At 59.3% G+C, this 19,070-nt stretch carries 13 protein-coding genes, 1 tRNA gene and 1 pseudogene; 10 read left to right on the forward strand and 5 right to left on the reverse strand.

Annotation, left to right across the window (positions count from 1 at the left end):
- Positions 1-77 precede the first annotated feature (77 nt).
- The 3 genes from HB780_RS14780 to HB780_RS14790 all read right to left on the reverse strand — a co-directional run bounded on the left by HB780_RS14780 (position 78) and on the right by HB780_RS14790 (position 1,079).
- The gene (locus HB780_RS14780; protein WP_183692989.1) at positions 78-341 is read right to left on the reverse strand and encodes a hypothetical protein; all 264 of its coding nucleotides are present in this window, start codon (positions 339-341) and stop codon (positions 78-80) included.
- A gap of 223 nt (positions 342-564) precedes the next feature.
- Positions 565-816 carry a DUF982 domain-containing protein gene (locus HB780_RS14785; protein WP_183692991.1) on the reverse strand — a complete coding sequence of 84 codons (252 nt, stop codon included), beginning with the start codon at positions 814-816 and terminating at the stop codon, positions 565-567.
- A 189-nt stretch (positions 817-1,005) separates the two neighbouring features.
- Positions 1,006-1,079: transfer RNA gene (locus tag HB780_RS14790), tRNA-Cys, on the reverse strand.
- Positions 1,080-1,305: 226 nt separating this feature from the next.
- Here HB780_RS14790 and HB780_RS14795 point away from each other — a divergent pair.
- From HB780_RS14795 to exoR, 6 genes and pseudogenes are all read left to right on the forward strand, one after another.
- On the forward strand, positions 1,306-2,448 hold the full coding sequence (locus HB780_RS14795) for an acyltransferase family protein (RefSeq protein ID WP_183692993.1): 1,143 nt from the start codon (positions 1,306-1,308) through the stop codon (positions 2,446-2,448).
- A gap of 153 nt (positions 2,449-2,601) precedes the next feature.
- Positions 2,602-3,274: pseudogene (locus HB780_RS14800) on the forward strand (protein-L-isoaspartate O-methyltransferase family protein).
- A gap of 244 nt (positions 3,275-3,518) precedes the next feature.
- Entirely contained in the window at positions 3,519-4,433 is a 915-nt protein-coding gene (locus HB780_RS14805; protein WP_183692995.1) for a PopZ family protein, read from the forward strand.
- A 121-nt stretch (positions 4,434-4,554) separates the two neighbouring features.
- Positions 4,555-7,398, forward strand: a complete 2,844-nt coding sequence (locus HB780_RS14810; RefSeq protein WP_183693002.1) for a valine--tRNA ligase — start codon at positions 4,555-4,557, stop codon at positions 7,396-7,398.
- Positions 7,399-7,803: 405 nt separating this feature from the next.
- Positions 7,804-9,057 (forward strand): OmpP1/FadL family transporter, encoded by a 1,254-nt coding sequence (locus HB780_RS14815; protein ID WP_183693004.1) that lies wholly within the window; start codon positions 7,804-7,806, stop codon positions 9,055-9,057.
- A 705-nt stretch (positions 9,058-9,762) separates the two neighbouring features.
- Positions 9,763-10,566, forward strand: a complete 804-nt coding sequence (exoR, locus tag HB780_RS14820) for an exopolysaccharide production regulator ExoR (RefSeq protein WP_183693006.1) — start codon at positions 9,763-9,765, stop codon at positions 10,564-10,566.
- 77 nt (positions 10,567-10,643) lie between these two features.
- Here exoR and xth read toward each other — a convergent pair whose 3' ends face one another.
- Together xth and erpA are read right to left on the reverse strand one after the other, a co-directional pair.
- Positions 10,644-11,435 (reverse strand): exodeoxyribonuclease III, encoded by a 792-nt coding sequence (gene xth / locus HB780_RS14825; RefSeq protein WP_183693009.1) that lies wholly within the window; start codon positions 11,433-11,435, stop codon positions 10,644-10,646.
- 125 nt (positions 11,436-11,560) lie between these two features.
- Positions 11,561-11,893: an iron-sulfur cluster insertion protein ErpA gene (gene erpA, locus HB780_RS14830; RefSeq protein ID WP_183693011.1), complete on the reverse strand. Its 333-nt coding sequence runs from the start codon at positions 11,891-11,893 to the stop codon at positions 11,561-11,563.
- Between the two features lie 210 nt (positions 11,894-12,103).
- Between erpA and HB780_RS14835 the strand changes: the two genes are divergently transcribed.
- The 4 genes from HB780_RS14835 to nagZ all read left to right on the forward strand — a co-directional run bounded on the left by HB780_RS14835 (position 12,104) and on the right by nagZ (position 19,067).
- Positions 12,104-13,321 carry a deoxyguanosinetriphosphate triphosphohydrolase gene (locus tag HB780_RS14835; RefSeq protein WP_183697148.1) on the forward strand — a complete coding sequence of 406 codons (1,218 nt, stop codon included), beginning with the start codon at positions 12,104-12,106 and terminating at the stop codon, positions 13,319-13,321.
- Positions 13,322-13,375: 54 nt separating this feature from the next.
- Positions 13,376-15,136, forward strand: coding sequence for an arginine--tRNA ligase (gene argS / locus HB780_RS14840; protein WP_183693013.1), 1,761 nt, complete (start codon positions 13,376-13,378; stop codon positions 15,134-15,136).
- A gap of 62 nt (positions 15,137-15,198) precedes the next feature.
- Positions 15,199-17,922 (forward strand): SPOR domain-containing protein, encoded by a 2,724-nt coding sequence (locus tag HB780_RS14845; RefSeq protein ID WP_183693015.1) that lies wholly within the window; start codon positions 15,199-15,201, stop codon positions 17,920-17,922.
- Positions 17,923-18,053: 131 nt separating this feature from the next.
- Positions 18,054-19,067 carry a beta-N-acetylhexosaminidase gene (nagZ, locus tag HB780_RS14850; RefSeq protein ID WP_183693017.1) on the forward strand — a complete coding sequence of 338 codons (1,014 nt, stop codon included), beginning with the start codon at positions 18,054-18,056 and terminating at the stop codon, positions 19,065-19,067.
- The last annotated feature ends 3 nt before the right edge of the window (positions 19,068-19,070 follow it).

The raw sequence follows: 19,070 nt of genomic DNA on the forward strand, positions 1-19,070 counted from the left end.
CCCCCGGCGCGCACCTAAAGCGCTCCGAGGGGACGCTTCAAATGGAAGCCGCATGAGGTTGATGGCGGAGACGGTCGCTACTCTTTATCCCAGTCAGGAGCACCGGACCAATTTTCGCCATCGCTGAGAGCGCCGGCGGGCGACAGGTCGCCGACGATGACGGTCGTGTGCAGTTCGTCTGGATAGACCCGAGTTCCGATTTGGTAAATCTGAAGCCAGTTAGCGGATGGCTCGATTTTCACGGCCTGGCCAACGGTGAACTGCGGTGACTGACTGTCAGTCTCAACGAGGTGGAACGGTTGTTCCGTAACCTTTTTCGTAAAGCCAATAAGGTGACGCATAAGAAATACTCCTCTTCATCTGGGCAGTATCCCAACGTCGCCGTCAGCTTGATTGTTCCGAATTTTATTGTCGCACCGCATCCGCTAGACAATGTTGGCGTCTACCGTCCGGACCATAAATGCAGTAGCAAGAAGCCCCTGTGGGGCAAGCCTCAACCGGAGTTGAGGCAAAACAAAAGGGATAGCAGGCGCGCCGGGAGTATTGCCCAAGAGGGCAATAGCCTCACCCCTCCTTCATCGGTATCTTGGCTTCTTTCACTGCGGCAATGAACGCCTGCCGTGCGTCCTCGGGAGTGCGCTTGCCGCTGATCACGTCGGCGCAGACGGACAGAGCGCGGTCCAGCGCAGGGGCTTCCTCAACAGGCCAATCCTCGATCATCGCCCAGGAAGCCGCTTGGGTCGTATCGATGATCACCCACTCTTCGGGTTTCTCAAGAGCGATCGTGACCGCCTTGCTCCATTTTCTTTCCGTCATCGGAAACTCTCAAATTTGTGGATGCCTATAGGCTGTCTCATAGGCCGATTCATTTCGCCTGGCGAGGCGGTTTCGTCCGGATCGAGGCTCGCTGGAATGTTTTGGGGACGGTGCGTAACACGGCGCAACATGAAGCCAGAACTTTCCAGCTTGATGATCGCATATGCAATTGATTTCAGCGAAGAAAAATGGAGGCCTCGCCCGGAATCGAACCGGGATGCAAGGATTTGCAGTCCTCTGCGTAACCACTCCGCCACGAGGCCATCCGATTTTAGTAAAGGCGAGTGATGGCGGGCGTTTAGAACGAATCTCAGGAGAGTGCAAGACCTATCGCGGCCGATGAACAAATAACTTGTCGTTGGCTTCAGTAGGGCGCCTCTCACGAGCCTGTCGCCGCGATCACGCATTTGCGGAAGTATTGCTGCATTGCAAAAATAGATTGCTCCTCTATTTCCAACCGAACATTCGGATAAGCTGGTGGAGCAGTTTATGAAATATGTCAGGGAATTCGAGGCCCTCAGGGGCGTGTTGGCGATCTGGGTTCTTGTCGGCCATGTCGCCTCCGCCGTCGCCATTCACGGACGGTTGTTTCAGGAGCGGTTCTACAATGAACATGCGGTGGATGTTTTCATCATCCTCAGCGGCTTCGCCATCACTGCGCTGATCGACAAGCGGCCGGAATCCTATCATCTGTATATTGCGCGGCGTGCGCTCAGAATTTTCCCAGCCTATCTGTTTTATCTGGCCATTTCCGTCGCGGTTGCAGGAGTTGCCGTGCAGATATGGGCGGCTTCACCCGATGGCTCGATGAAAGCGGCGCGTGTCGGCATTGCCACCGATACGCTTGCCTACTGGCCCTGGCACCTTATGGCGCATGTCACTGGCCTGCATGGGCTGGTGCCGCCGCGCTTCCTGCCGTTCACAGATTATGCCTTTCTCGGTCAGGCCTGGAGCATCTCGCTCGAATGGCAGTTTTATCTGATGGCACCGCTATTGATCGGATTGATGATGAAGCAGGTGTCGTGGTTGCGAATCGTCATTCTCGTTCTGCTGGCGCTAGCCGTTACGGCGGTCTCGCCGAAGCTGCCGCAAAGCTTTCTCGGCAAATGGCTGGTCGATTTCGGCATCGGTATCACCAGCTTCTATTTCATGAAGCACCGTGCCCTTGGCGAGCCATTCCTCAAATCATTGCCATTGCCGCAGCTTTGGCTGATCGGAGTAGGCCTATGTATATTACAGCGTTCCGTCGACTATCTGCCGCTCGTCATCTGGCTGACGGCGATCCTGGTCATCGTTTCGGCGCGGGAGGGCAGGGGCGCCGTCTATGAACGAATCTCGGCCATCGCCTGCAGCCGGCCGCTGGAATGGCTGGGCAGCATGGCTTATTCGCTCTATCTCTCGCATATGCTGGTTCTGCTCCTGGCGCTTGCCACGCTGCCGAGCCTCGGGATCACGTCACCCTGGGCGCAGGCCGGTTACCTGCTGGCGGTGACGCTCATCGGATCGCTGATCGTTTCGCGACTGTCCTATCTCTATATAGAGAAGCCGTTTCATGAGTTCGGCCGCAGTCTCGGTAGAGGCGACCTCGTTGCGACGGAACCTGCTGCGATCAGCAAAAAGAGAGCGGTTTGATCCGCCCATCACCAAAGCCGTTGTTGTCGCGGCGCGACGCATCGTTATGAATCTCTGCGTCCGCCGCAGCAACGCCTTGAAAGCGCAGCCGCACGCGATTAAGAACACGGAGCACAGAAGCAAAACCGGCTTAGCCTTCGGGCGCGAGAGGATATGATGAATTTCGAAGCAGCACGCGTGAAGATGGTCGAGAACCAGATCCGCACGACGGATGTCACCTCCCATTCCGTGTTGAATGCGTTTCTGACGGTGCCGCGCGAGAATTTCGTGCCGGAGAAGTCGAAGCTCCTGGCCTATATCGACAATGATATCGAGGTCTGTCCCGCGGCTGCAGGCACGCCCGCGCGCTTCCTGATGGAAGCTTCGCCGCTGGCAAAGCTCCTGCAGCTCGGCGCGATCACCAAGGAAGACAAGGTTCTCGATGTCGGCTGCGGCACGGGTTACGTCTCGGCACTGCTGTCGATCCTGGCCGACAAGGTTGTCGCGCTCGAGATCCGACGAGGCGCTGGCCGCGACGGCCAAGGCCAATCTCGCAGCGCTCAGCCATGACAACGTCACCGTCGTCACCGGTGAGTTGGAAAAAGGTTATGCCGCAAGCGGTGCCTATGACGTCATTTTTGTCGATGGTTCGGTCGAACAGCTGCCGCAGGCGCTTCTCGATCAGCTCGGCGAAGGCGGTCGTTTGATCGTCGTGCTGGGTTTCGGCCACGCCGCCCGCGCCACTGTCTTCATGCGCGAACGCGGCGCTCTTTCGGAAAACGTTTTCTTCAATGCGTCGATCAAGCCGCTGCCGGGCTTTGCCAAGGCCAAGGAATTCGTGTTCTGATCGGCAGCACGGCTGAATGATCCTTTTAAGACGGGCGCCTGAAGCGCCCGTTTTTCGTTGGGCTTACCCGCGACAAAATCGGCAATCGCATGCGATTCGCTTTGGCCGTAACAAAACTGTGCATCAGCGGGCTTAGTGCTTTCGCGGTGATTTTTTTCCCAAGGGTAGTATTCTAGGGTGGCGCTGATTCGGGCGCTCCTTTGACGGGATTCCGGTCGTTGTATCTGGGAAAACGGGGATGAATATGGCTCAGCCAAGTGTCGTGCGTGAACCGTCCATGGAGGAGATCCTGGCGTCCATCCGCCGGATCATCGAGAGCAACGAACCCGGTGCCGCCAATTCTATTTCGCCGTCCCTGCCTGCTGTCTACACCACCGCTGACGATGAGCGCGATGACGATATCCACCTTACGGTCGATGAGGAATTCGCCGCTGCGGACTTGGCTAATGTATCGTCGGCCACATCTGCGGACCCCGAGCCGCGTTTCGTCGCCGCCAATTCGCAGGTGCCGATGCGCGAGCCGGAAGCATCCGGTCGCACCTTGTCGCTTGCCGATGTCGCCGCGCGTGTTCGTGCCGCTTCCGAACGCAATGCTGCACAACTAAACCCGGCCCGCGAAGTGCCGCAGCTACGCGAATTGCCGCCGGACATGGTCGCGCGCCTTGCCGAGGCCCGCGTTGAGTCGCTCGCCGGCGTGCCGTTGCGTAGTGCCGTTGCCGAGGCCCCTGTGTCGGCCGTAACCGCGCCAACGGCGGCACTTCTCGCCGAGGCTGCCCTGCATGCGGCCAAGGTCGAAGCGCAAGCTGAAGCGGAAGAGCGCCCAGTTGCTGTCGCCCACGTAGCCGCACCGGTCGAAGTTCCCCTTTTCAATCCGCCGCCACAACAGTCGGCTGCAGCCACCGCTGATCGCTTCCTGCCGCAAGTACAGGCTGAACTCTCGTCTTCGCTGATGTCCGAGGCCGCCGGTGCGCAGGTTGCACGGTCCTTCGGCGAACTCGCCGCCGCGATCGACGGCAGTGAACGCCGGTCGTTGGATGAGATCGCTGAGGAGATGCTGCGGCCGATGCTGCAGGATTGGCTTGACGACAACTTGCCGACGCTGGTTGAGCGTCTCGTGCGTGAAGAAATCGAACGAGTGGCACGCGGCCCGCGCCGCTGACAGCCTGAGCTTCGGTTGGACGATCCGCCGCTCCGGCTTCCGGGGCGGCTTTTTTATTGACTTGCCAGCGACCATCCTATTTACAACCCGCATAACCGAACCCTCAAGATCCGGTCCCAAAATGCTCGAAAAAACCTATGATTCCGCCGCAGTTGAACCGAAGATCGCCCAGAAATGGGATGAGGCCGACGCCTTTCGCGCCGGTGTGAACGCCAAGCCTGGCGCCGAAACCTTCACGATCGTCATCCCGCCGCCGAACGTCACCGGTTCGCTGCACATGGGCCATGCACTGAACAACACGCTGCAGGACATCATGGTGCGCTTCGAGCGTATGCGCGGCAAGGACGTGCTGTGGCAGCCCGGCATGGACCATGCCGGCATCGCCACGCAGATGGTCGTCGAGCGGCGTCTTGCCGAAAGACAGCAGCCTAGTCGCCATGTCATGGGTCGCGAAGCCTTCATCGAAAAGGTCTGGGAGTGGAAGGAAGAGTCAGGCGGCCTTATCTTCAACCAGCTGAAGCGCCTCGGCGCCTCCTGCGACTGGTCGCGCGAACGCTTCACCATGGACGAGGGTCTGTCGAAGGCCGTTCTCGAGGTCTTCGTCACGCTCTACAAGGAAGGCCTGATCTATCGCGACAAGCGGCTGGTCAATTGGGATCCGAAGATGCTGACGGCGATTTCGGATATCGAAGTCGAGCAGCATGAGATCAACGGTAACCTCTGGTACCTGCGCTATCCGCTGGAAGAAGGCGTCACCTATCAGCATCCGATTGCCTTCGACGAAGAGGGCAAGGCCACGGAATGGGAAACGCGCGACTATCTGGTCGTCGCCACCACCCGACCTGAGACCATGCTCGGGGATACCGGCATTGCGGTTAACCCGGAAGACGAACGCTACAAGGCGATTGTCGGCAAGCATGTCATTCTGCCGATCGTCGGCCGTCGCATCCCCATCGTCGCCGACGAATATCCGGACCCGACCGCGGGCACCGGTGCGGTCAAGATGACGCCGGCGCATGATTTCAACGATTTCGATGTCGGCAAGCGCCGGGGGCTACGCGTTGTCAATATCCTGACGCCGGAAGCTTCCATCACCATCAAGGACAACGAGGACTTCCTCGAAGGTCTGGACCATCCCGCAGCCCTGCACGGCGCATGGGATGAACTGGAGGGCACGGATCGTTTCGAGGCGCGCAAGATCATTGTCCGCCTCTTCGAAGAGGCTGGCCTGCTCGACAAGATCGAACCGCATAAACACACGGTCCCGCATGGCGACCGTGGCGGCGTTCCGATCGAGCCACGCCTGACCGAGCAATGGTATGTCGATGCGAAGACGCTTGCCCAACCGGCGATCGCCTCCGTTCGCGAAGGCCGCACCAAGCTCGTTCCGAAGAGCTGGGACAAGACCTATTACGACTGGATGGAAAACATCCAGCCCTGGTGCGTTTCCCGTCAGCTCTGGTGGGGTCATCAGATCCCGGCCTGGTATGGCCCGGACGGTCAGGTCTTTGTCGAAAAGACCGAGGAGGAGGCGCTGCAGGCGGCGATCCAGCATTATCTCTCGCATGGAGGGCCGATGAAGGCCTATGTCGAGGACCTGCTGGAAAACTTCAAGCCGGGCGAAATCCTGACGCGTGACGAAGATGTACTCGACACCTGGTTCTCGTCGGCACTCTGGCCGTTTTCGACACTAGGCTGGCCGGATGAGACGCCGGAATTGGCGCTTTACTATCCGACCAACGTGCTCGTCACCGGTTTCGACATCATCTTCTTCTGGGTTGCCCGCATGATGATGATGGGCCTGCATTTCATGAAGGACAAGAACGGCGATCCGGTCGAGCCCTTCAACACGGTCTATGTTCACGCCCTGGTGCGCGACAAGAACGGGCAGAAGATGTCGAAGTCCAAGGGCAACGTCATCGATCCGCTCGAACTGATCGACCAGTATGGTGCCGATTCCCTGCGTTTCACGCTGGCGATCATGGCTGCACAAGGCCGCGACGTGAAGCTCGATCCGTCCCGCATCGCCGGCTATCGCAACTTCGGCACCAAGCTTTGGAACGCCACGCGCTTTGCCGAGATGAACGGTGCCAAGAGCGATCCGCATTTCGTGCCGGAAGCCGCCGAGCTCACCATCAATCGCTGGATCCTGACCGAGCTTGCCCGGACGGAGCGCGACGTTACCGAGGCGATCGAGGCCTATCGCTTCAACGATGCCGCCGGTACGCTCTATCGCTTCATCTGGAACCAGTTCTGTGATTGGTATCTCGAGCTCCTGAAGCCTGTCTTCAGCGGCGACGACGAAAGCGCCAAGGCGGAGGCGCAATCCTGCGCAGCCTACGTTCTCGAAGAGACCTACAAGCTGCTGCACCCCTTCATGCCCTTCATGACCGAAGAGCTCTGGGCGCATACGGCGGGCGAGGGCAAGGAGCGCGACGGCCTGATCTGCCACGCCGAGTGGCCGGTTCCCTCCTATGCCGACGATGTCGCTGCCGATGAGATCAATTGGCTGATCGACCTGGTTTCGGGCCTGCGCTCCGTGCGCTCTGAAATGAACGTGCCGCCGGCTGCCACGGCGCCGCTGGTGATCGTTGGTGCCAACAGCCTGACCCGCGAACGTCTGTTCCGCCACGACGCAGCAATCAAGCGGCTGGCTCGTGTCGAGGCGATTTCACTCTCGGATACCGCGCCGAAGGGCGCGGCGCAGATCGTCGTCGGCGAAGCGACCGCCTGCCTGCCGCTCGGCAGCCTTATTGACCTTTCCGTTGAGAAGGCACGCCTGGAGAAGGGGATCGCCAAGAACGAGCAGGAGATGGCCCGCATCGTCGGCAAGCTGTCGAACGAGAAGTTCGTCGCCAATGCCAATCCGGATGTGGTTGCGGCCGAGCGGGAGCGTCTGGACGAACTTCAGGGGCAGCTCGCCAGCCTGAAGGTCGCTCTCGCCAGGGTCAGCGAAGCCGGCTGAGGTCACGGATAATCCAAATGAAAAGGGCACGCGGACGAAGGCCGCGTGCCCTTTTCTGTATGCGTCATCGATTCGATGGAATCACCAAAAACAGCCAATCTTGCCCATCGCCAGCTTCGCGCAGGTAAAAACAATTACCCCTAAATCGATAGCTTTCTCGAAAAGCGAAACTGTTGTCGGATTGTAACAGAATTGTTTCAGTAGAGAATAATAATCTACGTGGGGTAGAAAATGCTTTTAAAGAAGAAAAAAATATCTAACGCGAACTGTAATGGAGCATATAGCTCACTTTCTTACGTAAATCAGTCACTATGCCGGGAACTTCTGGAGCATCAGCGGTGCATTGCCAAGTCGGATAATCATCGCAACAATCAGACACATAGATGCACAAGTGGGGGAGACACAATGGCATTTCGTATTGCGTTGAAGGGTGCGTTCGCACTCGTAATCACATCGTCATTTGCAAGCGCCGCATTCGCGGGTGGGCTTGATCGCGGCGGTTACGATATCGATCTACTCTTCGACAAGGGTCGTTACGCTTTCGAATCCGGTGTGACTTATGTCATGCCCGGTCGCCAGTTCAAGAATGCCAAGGATACCAATCCGGCTGACGGCAATCTCAACGGGCGCAGTAGTTCCACGGATGTCACCGAGAACTATGCCATCCCGTATATCGGCTTCAAGGTCGGCATCACCGATGACCTCGATTGCATGGCCGACTATTCCGAACCGTTCGGCGGTCATAGCAATCCGGGCCTCAACTGGGCCGGCGCCAACAATGAAATCGAAACCAAGCTGCGCACGCATAATTATGCGGCGACGTGCTCCTACAAGTTCGATGCCGGTCCGGGTCAACTGCGTTTGATCGGTGGCGGTTTCTACCAAGAGGTTACCGGCTACAAGTCCCGCCTGGTCTCGGCCATTCCCGCCCCGCTTTCCGCCGTCTATGACGGTGTCGGTTCGCTGGACGTCGATGGTCATGGTTGGGGCTGGCGTGCCGGTCTTGCCTATGAGATCGAGGAATACGCCTTCCGTACCAGCTTGCTTTACAACAGCCGGGTCAAATACGATAACCTCAAGGGCACCGTCGATCTGACGGAATTGCCGCCGATCCGTGCATTCTTCGGCAAGACCACTTCCGTTTTCGGTTCGGCCGATGCGCCGGACACGCTCGAATGGAAAGTGCAGACCGGTATTGCTCCGGACTGGCTGGCCTTCGGTTCGGTCAAGTGGACCAACTGGAGCCTTCTGCAGAGCATTGCGCTTTGCCCGACCTCCACACGCGGCATATCCTGCCGTCCGGGCGGGGCGACCGAGCTCACCTCGCTTGACCTGCTCTATCGAGACGGCTGGACGATCTCCGGCGGTATCGGTCACAAGTTCAATGACAAATGGAGCGGCGCGCTCAGCTTGACCTGGGATCGCGGCACCAGCCAGGGTTATGGCATGAACTCGGATACCTGGACGCTCGGCGCCGGCGTCAACTATAAGGCAACGGAACATGTCCAGTTCACCTTCGGCGGCGCGCTTGGCCTGCTGACGAGCGGTAAATCCGGCCAGGCTACGTATAACGGCCTTACGTTCGGCAATGACGTCAACTACAGCTACGGCAATGACCTCGTGGCTGCGCTGTCTACTTCGATGAAGGTGAGCTTTTGAGCCTAACGCATTGAATTGAAGTAATTTCGGAAAAATCTCGTCGTTACTTCAAGTGATTCCCGCGCCGCGAGCCCCATTCGGTCTCGCGGCGTTTCAGTATCAAGTTCAGGCCAAGGTTATTTGCGGATTTGGCATGCAAAACAGTCTTGCATAGCGGCTTTATGGTTAATGAAACCACAAGATCAGCAATTTCTTTGTGACGAATCCGCAACACTCTATTTCAACCGGTTACAGGTGCGTGTCCGCTGCCCAATTTGTCCATTTCCCGCCACAAATGAGGAGCAGCGATTATACGGGCACAGGGGCAGGCCTTGTAGAGAGTGCGTAAACGGTTGATGGGTCAGTTTCCACTTTGGCAGAAAGAGCAATCCGGGATCGGAACGGTGACGTTTCCGATGCAGTCGGAAGTGCTTTGTTTCTCGCGGGAATCCAGAAATCGTCCGATCTCAAGTCTCTCCTTTGAAGCAGTGGAATGGGGTGCTGTTTCGGCAGCGACGCGCGAACGCGAAGGCGAGAATGCTCGTTTGGACATAATTTCGAACTATGCTCGGAAATGTGGCAAACGGCCTCTGGTCGGCGCCATGCGGACGTCCTTAACGGGAGGTTTCGCTGGTTCGCGCGCGGGTAGGGAATACATTCGCAAACCTTACGGCGCAGATGGGGTTGCCGTGACGAATGCGGATGGAGCGAGAGAAGTCGACTGTTATGTTTAAGTCCGAGTTCATATCAGCGAGAGTGATGTTACTCAGCCTGTCGCTTGCCACCTTCGTGGTGATGACAGGCCAATGCCGGGCATTCGATATTAATGCCGGCGTCACCAAGGAATCCGGTCCTTTCGATCTCTTCAAATTCGGCTTCCGGGCCTACAAGAACGGCCAGAAGGAAGAGGCTGTCGAAGCCTATCGTTACGCGGCCGAAAAGGGCCATACCGGTTCGCGCTGGGCTCTGGCCAACATGTATGCCGACGGCGACGGCGTAACGCAGGACGATTTCGAGGCCTTCAAGATCTATAGCGAGATCGCCCAGCAGGGTGTGGAGCCCGGCTCCGAAGATACCGGCTTCTTCATCAACGCGCTGCTGGCGCTCGCCAATTATTACAAGACCGGCATTCAGAACACCCCGGTCAAGACTGACCTCAATCAGGCGCGTCAGCTCTATTTCCAGGTTGCTTCGACCTTCGGCGTTCCCGAAGCGCAGTTCCAGCTCGCGCAGATGATGCTGTCGGGCGAGGGCGGTGCGCCCAACGTGCAGCAGGCGAAGAAGTGGCTGAACCAGGCCCGCAAGAGCGGCCATCCCGGCGCCATGGCCGTCTTCGGCAATATTCTGTTTCAGGAAGGCCAGACCGTACGGGGCCTTGCCTTCATGACGGCGGCACTCGACAAGTGCAAGCCGAAGGATTGCGGCTGGATGGAAGACCTGCAGGAGCAGGGTTTTTCGGTCGCCAATGAGAACGACCGCCGCGTCGCCGTCGCCATGTCACATCAACTGGATGTCGCCGGCGCCGAGTAACCGGCTTTCAAGGTGGCTGATTCCCCTGAGCGCGCGCGGGGCTCGCGCTCATCGCTGCGCGATGTTGCAGCGGCGATCTAATTCTGAAAATCGAGATGCGCAATCACCGGAACGTGGTCCGACGGCTTTTCCCAGGCGCGGACGTGCTTCTCGATGGCTGTGGAGGTCAGGCGATCGGCCGCTTCCGGCGACAGCATCAGGTGGTCGATGCGGATGCCGTTGTTCTTCGGCCAGGCGCCGGCCTGATAATCCCAGAACGAATATAATTTGACTGCGTCCGTCGTGGCGCGCACCGCGTCGGTAAAGCCGAGATTTTCGAGTTGGCGAAATGCCTGTCGGGTCTGCGGCAGGAACAGCGCGTCATTCTCCCAGACCTTCGGATCGAAGCAATCATGCGGCTCCGGGATGACATTGTAGTCGCCGGCAAGAATGATCGGCTCTTCCAGAGCGAGCCGGTCGGCCGCAAATTTCCGCAGGCGTTCCATCCAGGCGAGCTTGTAGGGATATTTTTCGGTGTCGATGGGATTGCCGTTCGGCAGATAAAGGCAGCAGACGCGCAGTACGCCATGGTCCGGCACGGAGAACACCGCTTCAATGAAGCGGGACTGTTCATCGCTATCGTCGCCGGGAAGGCCGCGTGTCACTTCGTCGGGTTTCGTCTTGGAGAGGATCGCCACGCCGTTGAAGCCCTTCTGGCCATGCGTCTCGATATGATAGCCGAGCGCCTCGATTTCCAGGCGCGGGAAGCCTTCGTCGACCGTCTTGATCTCCTGCAGGCAGGCGATATCAGGGTCAGAGTCCTTCAGCCACTGGCAGAGATTCTCGATACGCGCTTTGACGCCGTTGATGTTCCAGGTGGCGATCTTCATGACGTGGCGGCTCCTCTGCTTTGCCTTCTTTTATCCGCAGCAATCGGCCTTGACCACGTCCAAATGAAAACCGGCCGGCAGCGAGAGCTTCCGGCCGGCGATCAATCTGTGGAAAAGCGGGAGCGTCAGATCGAAAAACTTGTTCCGCATCCGCAGCTTGCGACCGCATTCGGATTCTTTATCTGAAAGGACTGGCCGAGCAGATTGTCAACGAAGTCAATCTCGGAGCCGGCCATATAGACCAGCGACAATTGATCGATCAGCACGGTGGCATTGCCTTTTTCAACAATGATATCATCGTCTTGTGGGCCTTCGGCGAGATCGAACTTATAGGAAAATCCCGAACATCCACCACCTTCGACCGCGACGCGAAGCGCGCGCTTGCCGGCCTCGGCGCTGACGATCACGGCGATTCGCTTTGCCGCTGCGTCCGATAGGGTTACACTTGTCTCTGTCATGCTTTCCTCCTGCCGGGGTCAAGATCCGGAGAGAACCAATGGGCCGTCCCGCTTTCAAACGGCTGATATCAATAGCCTTTATCATGAAAGCGCGGCGGGTGACAGCTATGGTTTCATGGTTGAGCCATGTGCCATTTTGCTGTTTGTATTCGGTATAGGTATGAAGGCCGCGAGGCGGCGTCAATGGGCTGGCGCCTGAATGGATGGATGATGACGATCGACAGGCATGCATTGGGTTTCGGTTATGGCGAGAAGGCGGTCTATGCGACCGACCCCTGGACTTCGCGCGGACGGCTCTATGAAGAGGGATCGAGCCCGACGCGCTCCGATTTCCAGCGCGACCGCGACCGCATCGTGCATACGACCGCTTTCCGGCGGCTGAAGCACAAGACGCAGGTGTTCATCGCGCAGGACGGCGATCATTACCGCACGCGCCTGACGCATACGATCGAAGTGGCACAGGTTGCCCGCGCCCTGGCGCGTGCCTTGAAGCTCGACGAGGATCTCGCCGAGGGCGTGGCGCTCGTTCATGATTTCGGCCATACCCCTTTCGGTCATACGGGCGAGGACGCGCTGCACGAGATGCTGCTGCCCTATGGCGGCTTCGACCACAATGCGCAGTCCCTGCGCATTGTCACGAAACTCGAGCGCCGCTATGCCGAATTCGATGGCTTGAACCTTACCTGGGAGACGCTGGAGGGTCTGGTCAAGCACAATGGCCCGTTGCTGACGCCAGATGGCAAGGACACGCGCGGCCCTGTGCCGCAGCCGATCCTCGACTATTGCGAAATCCATGATCTGGAGATTGCCACCTATGCCAGCCTGGAGGCACAGGTCGCGGCGATCGCCGACGACATCGCCTACAATACCCATGACATCGATGACGGCCTGCGCTCGGGCTATCTCACCTTCGACATGCTGGAGGAAATACCATTTCTCTCGGAGCTGATGGCGGAGGTGAGGGCGCGCTATCCCAATCTGGAGGCAAGCCGCTTCACGCATGAAATCATGCGCCGGCAGATCACGCGCATGGTGGAGGACGTGATCTCCGTTGCGCAGCAGGCGCTGAGCGAGATCAGGCCGGGCAGCGTTGCCGATATCCGGGGCGCTGGCCGCGTCATCGCCACCTTCTCTCCCGAGATGGCCGAGACGGACAAGCAGATCAAGCGGATGTTGTTCAAGCGGATATACCGCCACCCGGATATCATGCGTATTCGTACTGGCGCCGCGCAGATCGTCACCGATCTGTTCCAGGCCTATATGGACAATCCCAAGGAGATGCAGAGCCACTATTGGGTCGACCATATTGCCGGCCTTGCCGTCGCCGCCAAGGCGCGCCATGTGGGTGATTATCTGGCTGGTATGACCGATACCTATGCCATCAGCGCCCATAGGCGTTTGTTTGACCAGACTCCCGATTTGCGGTAGGCAGCGGCGGCGTTGGGCCGACAGAGCCCGCCAAAGCTATGCGTGGATAATATGATGAACCTTTTCACCGACTTCGAAGTAAGAATTAAGAGCGCTCTCGAGCAAATTGATATTGTAAGGGAAAAGCGATCCGAGCTCGACTTCAGCCGTATCGGCGTGGAGCCGCCTCGGGACGCCAGCCACGGCGATGTCGCGACCAATGCGGCCATGGTGCTGTCAAAGCCGCTGGGTATGAATCCGCGCGCGCTTGCTGAGATCATCATCGCGAAATTGAAGGAAGATGCCGACGTCGCCGATGTCTCAGCGGCCGGTCCGGGCTTCATCAATATTCGCCTGTCTGTCAGCTATTGGCAGCGCCTGTTGGCAACGATGATTTCCGAAGGTGAGAAATTCGGTCGCTCAACGCTCGGTGTCGGCCAGAAGGTCAATGTCGAATATGTCTCCGCCAATCCGACGGGGCCGATGCATGTCGGCCATTGCCGTGGCGCCGTGGTCGGCGACACACTGGCGAACCTGCTCGGCTTTGCGGGCTATGAGGTCACCAAGGAATACTACATCAACGACGCCGGCTCGCAGATCGACGTGCTGGCGCGGTCTGTGTTCATCCGCTACCGCGAGGCGCTCGGCGAGCAGGTGGGCGACATCCCGGCGGGTCTCTATCCCGGCGACTATCTGGTTCCGGTCGGCGAGGCGCTGGCCAAGGAATTCGGCACCAAGCTTCGCGGCATGCCGGAAGAACAATGGATGCCAATCATCAAGGAACGCGCCATCGACGCGATGATGGCGATGATTCGCGAGGATCTGGCGGCTCTGAACGTCCAGCACGACGTCTTCTTCTCGGAGCGGACGTTGCATGCCAATGGCGCGGCCCTTATCCGCACCGCCATCAATGACCTCACCTTCAAGGGCTATGTCTACAAGGGTGCCTTGCCGCCGCCGAAGGGGCAGGTGCCTGAGGATTGGGAGGATCGCGAGCAGACCCTGTTCCGTTCGACGGAAGTGGGTGACGATATCGACCGGCCGCTGATCAAGTCTGACGGCTCGTATACCTATTTCGCCGCCGACGTCGCCTACTTCAAGAACAAGTTCGATCGCGGCTTCAGCGAGATGATCTATATTCTCGGCGCCGACCACGGCGGCTACGTCAAGCGGCTGGAAGCCGTGGCGCGCGGCGTCTCCGAGGGCAAGGCGAAGCTGACGGTGCTGCTGTGCCAGCTGGTCAAGCTGTTCCGTAACGGCGAACCGGTGAAGATGTCGAAGCGTTCTGGCGATTTCGTTACGCTGCGCGAGGTGGTCGACGAGGTCGGCCGCGATTCCGTGCGGTTCATGATGTTGTACAGGAAGAGCTCAGAGCCGCTGGATTTCGATTTCGCCAAGGTCACGGAACAGTCCAAGGACAATCCGGTATTCTACGTGCAATATGCGCATGCGCGCTGCATGTCGGTCTTTCGGCAGGCCAAGGAAGCCTTTCCGGATCTCGATATTGCCTCGCTCGATCTGGCGAAAGCGGTTGGCGGCGTGATCTCCGATCCGGCCGAGTTGCAGCTCGTCGCAAAGATTGCCGAATTCCCGCGAATCATCGAAGCTGCAGCGCAGGCGCAGGAGCCTCATCGCATCGCCTTTTATCTTTACGATCTGGCAAGTTCTTTCCACGGACATTGGAATAAAGGTAAAGATTTACCTGAATTACGATTTGTTAACGATAAGAACCGAGAATTGAGCATTGCCAGACTTGGGCTGGTGCACGCTGTCGCGTCGGTTTTGAAGTCGGGTCTTGGTATAACCGGGACCGCCGCACCGGATGAAATGCGATAAACGTCACCGTTTGCCCACATTACACTGGCATTTAACTGTAGCGTTTGCGAGTGGATTGGGTGATGGCAGAAAAACAGTTGGCGTATCGCGCAAGCGGAAACGACGGGTTCTTTGCGGATGATGATCCGCTTGCCGAACTCGCCCGCATCGTCGGTTTCGAGCCGCGGCCTGCCGCTCAGGCGGCGCCTGCGTCTCAACGGCAAGAGCCGGCCTTCGATCTCGAAGACGAGCTCCTCCGGGAATTCGAGCGCTATGATGCGCCACGTTTAAGTCCTGCGAATGACATTCCGGCCTTGCCGGAAGATCAGCCCTTCGCGGGTGAAGCCGAGCTCTCTCGTCCAGCCGAACCGGTCAGTGCCGAGTATCACGAACCTCAGCCTGTCGAGTTGCAGCAACAGCCTGCGGCGCCGATCAAGCCGACCGTCGGTGCACGCGATCTGATCGATGAACTTGAAATGTCGATCGCGCCTGCATTGCAGGCCGCATCGGTTCCGCAGCCCGCCGCTCCCCCGGTCGTCAAGCCGACGCCGCAGCACGCCGCTGCCACTGTGCGTCTGCCGCTTGCCAATTTCACACTGGCGCCTCCGTCCGCGCCGGCAACGACCTTTGTTCAGGCTCCCGTGGTCGCCCCGGTCGCTCAAGCGCAGCCCATCGTGGATGCGCTCGATTTTGAACTGCCGACGATGGGGGCTGCTCAGAGCGTCGAGCCTGTCGTGGTTCAGCCCGTCGCCAATGCGGCGGAGCCGGTCAAGTCGCCGAGCTTCGACGCGGCGGCTCTTTCCGCCGAGATCGACGATCTGCTGGCCGATGTCGACCGCTATCCCGTTCCTGCCAGAGGCAGTGAGCCGGCGGCAAAGGTCGAGCCGGATTTTGATATTTTCGCCTCGCAGCCCGTAACGCCGGCTGTCCCTGCCGTCGAAGCTTTCGTCGCTCCGGTTGCTGTTGCTACGCCGCAGCGCGAAGAGCCGAAGCCGATCTTGCTGGAGGCTGAGGATCCCTTCGCCGGAGAGGACTTCGAATTCGATCTCGCTGATATCGAGATGGAGCTTGCCGAACTTGATTTCGCGGAAGCGAATAAGTCTGCTCCGGTCACGCCGCCTGCTCCGGTCGCTGTGCCGCAGCCGATCGTCTCGAGAGCTACGCCGATAGTACAGGCTCCTGTGGCTGCGGTTGCCGCGCCACCCGTCGTTGCCGCAGCGCCGATTGTTGCAATGGCAGCGCCGATGCTCGATATCGATCAGGCTCTGCCTTTCGACCCGTCGGAAATCTCAGATACGGAAGACCGCATCGAGACCTTCGAAGGCTCGCATGTTCCAAACCTGCCGCCTGTCGAGCCGGAAGCGCCGATCGCGGTTCCCTCGGAATATGATTTCGATATCGATGCCGAAATGGCGAGCCTGTTCGGAACGCCTGCCAAGGAAGCAGCACCCGAGCCGATCAAGCCGGCGGCCGCAGCCGCTCTTGGCGGCGCGATGGCTGCAGCGTCCTGGTCCAAGAATGCGGCGGCAAAGCCTGTTGCCGCAGCCGCCAAGCAGCCTGTCGAAGAGTTCGACGAGTTCGAGCGGGCTCTGGAGGAGGACTTCCGCCGTACTTATCGCGAGGCATCCAATCCAGTTGAGAATGTCGCGCGCATGACGCTGAACCCGGTCGTGCAGGCCGTCCGGCGTCCGGCACGCTCGTTCCGTGGCGTGGCGACAGCGGCTGCTCTCATCGCGGTTTTCGGTCTCGGCGCCTATGGCATCTATGGCTGGGTTCGTCACGGTTCGCCGATTTCGAGCTTCTCCGGTGAGCCGCGTGTGATCACGGCCGATGCCGAACCGATCAAGGTCGCTCCGGAAAATCCGGGCGGAACGGTTGTGCCGAATCAGGACAAGGCCGTCTACGACCGAGTCGCCGGCGATGGCGCTGCCGCGCCAAAGCAGAAGCAGCTGGTGTCCTCCAACGAGCAGCCGGTCGATGTCGTTCAGAAGACGTTGATCCCCGAAGCGGTCTCGCCCGATGACGGCAGTGCCGATCAGGTCACGCCGACTCCGGTTGGCGAAACCCAGGATCCGCGGCTGTTGCCGAGCCAGAACGGCGACAATGCCGATATGGCCGCCAACGATGACGGACAGGTTCCGTCGGTCTCGCCACGCAAGGTGCGTACGATGATCGTCAAGCCGGATGGCTCGCTGGTCGCTCGTGACGAGCCGGCAGCCGGCACATCCACGACGGCTGCTGCTGCTCCGGCCTTGGCGCCGAAAACCAATGCGGCCAAGCCGGCAACCGACAATCAGGTCGCTTCCACCGATCTTCGCCCGGCCACCACGGACACGCAGGCATCGCAACCGGCCAGTGTCGATAATGACGCTGCCAGCGCTGAAAGCACCCCGATCCGCGTCGTCAAGACGGCCCCGGTTCCGAGCGCGCGGCCGGCGCAGAAGGTGGCTGCGGCCACTGAAAACGTCGCTGCCCATCCGGCACAGGCCCAGCCGAAGCCGCAGCAGGTTGCTTCGGCAAGCCCCGCCGCAACGCAGGCCCCTGTCGCCTCGGCAAGTGCCGGCGGTGCCTATGGCGTGCAGATCGCTTCGCTGCCTTCCGAGGCGGAAGCGCAGCGGTCGCAGGCGAACCTGAAGACCAAGTTTGCCAGCGTTATCGGCGGTCACCCGCTCGAAATCCGCAAGGCCGACATTGCCGGCAAGGGCACCTACTATCGCGTTCGTGTCGTCGCCGGCTCCAAGGACGATGCCGCCGACCTCTGCGTGCGCCTACGCGCCGCGGGCGGCACCTGCCTGATCTCGAAATAAGAGATCCAAGCACCAGGCATCAGCTGAAAACGGCGGGCGAGAGCCCGCCGTTTTCCTTTGAGCCAGCTTCTTTTTATGTATCTCGCCTTGACGTGCTTCGCATTTCACGAAGCCGCCGCTATGATTCGGACATGACCGAATCAAAATCCATGATCCTCGGCTGTAGCGGCCATTCCATCACACCCGAAGAGCGTTCCTTCTATCAGGCGGAACAGCCATGGGGCTTCATCCTTTTCGGACGCAACATCTCCGAGCCGGCGCAGATTGCCGATCTGGTCGCGTCCCTGCGCGATAGCGTCGGTCGCGATGCGCCTGTATTTATCGATCAGGAAGGGGGCAGGGTGCAGCGTATCCGTCCGCCGATCCTACCGCATTATCCGTCCGGCCAGGCGCTGGGCGATATCTATCGCCAGAACCGTGAGCAGGGTTTGCGCGCCGCTTGGCTGATGTCGCGGCTCCATGCCTTTGATCTTCTGAAGTTCGGCATCAATGCCGATTGCTTGCCGGTGCTGGATGTACCGGTCGAAGGGTCGAGCAATGTCATCGGCAATCGTGCCTATGGCGGCGATCCGGTGACGGTGACCGAGATGGGACGTGCTGCGGCCGAAGGCCTGAAGGCCGGCGGCGTCCTGCCGGTGATGAAGCACATGCCCGGCCATGGTCGCGGTTTTGCCGATTCGCATCATGAATTGCCGGTCGTCACCGTGTCCCGTGCAGAGCTGGAAGCGCATGATTTCCCGCCCTTCGTTGCGCTCAAGGACGAGTTGATGGCCATGACTTGCCACGTCGTCTTTGCAGACATCGATCCGGCCAATCCGGCGACCACCTCGCGCAAGGTCATCGAGGAGATCATCCGCGGCCATATCGGCTTCAAGGGCCTGCTGCTCTCCGACGATACCTCGATGAATGCTCTTGCCGGCACGATCGGCGAGCGGGCGGCGAATATTGTTGCGGGCGGATGCGATATCGTGCTGCATTGCAATGGCGTCATGGATGAGATGCAGCAGGTGGTGCGCAATGTGCCGGTGCTGGCAGGTGCTGCGTTGGAGCGGGTGAAAGCGGTGGAAGCAGCTTTCGGCTATAATGATGGCGCGGATGAAGCTTCGATTCGCGCCGAATTCGATACGATGTTTGCGGTGGCCTAGGAC

It is taken from the genome of Rhizobium lusitanum (assembly GCF_014189535.1).
GTDB lineage: Bacteria > Pseudomonadota > Alphaproteobacteria > Rhizobiales > Rhizobiaceae > Rhizobium > Rhizobium lusitanum_C.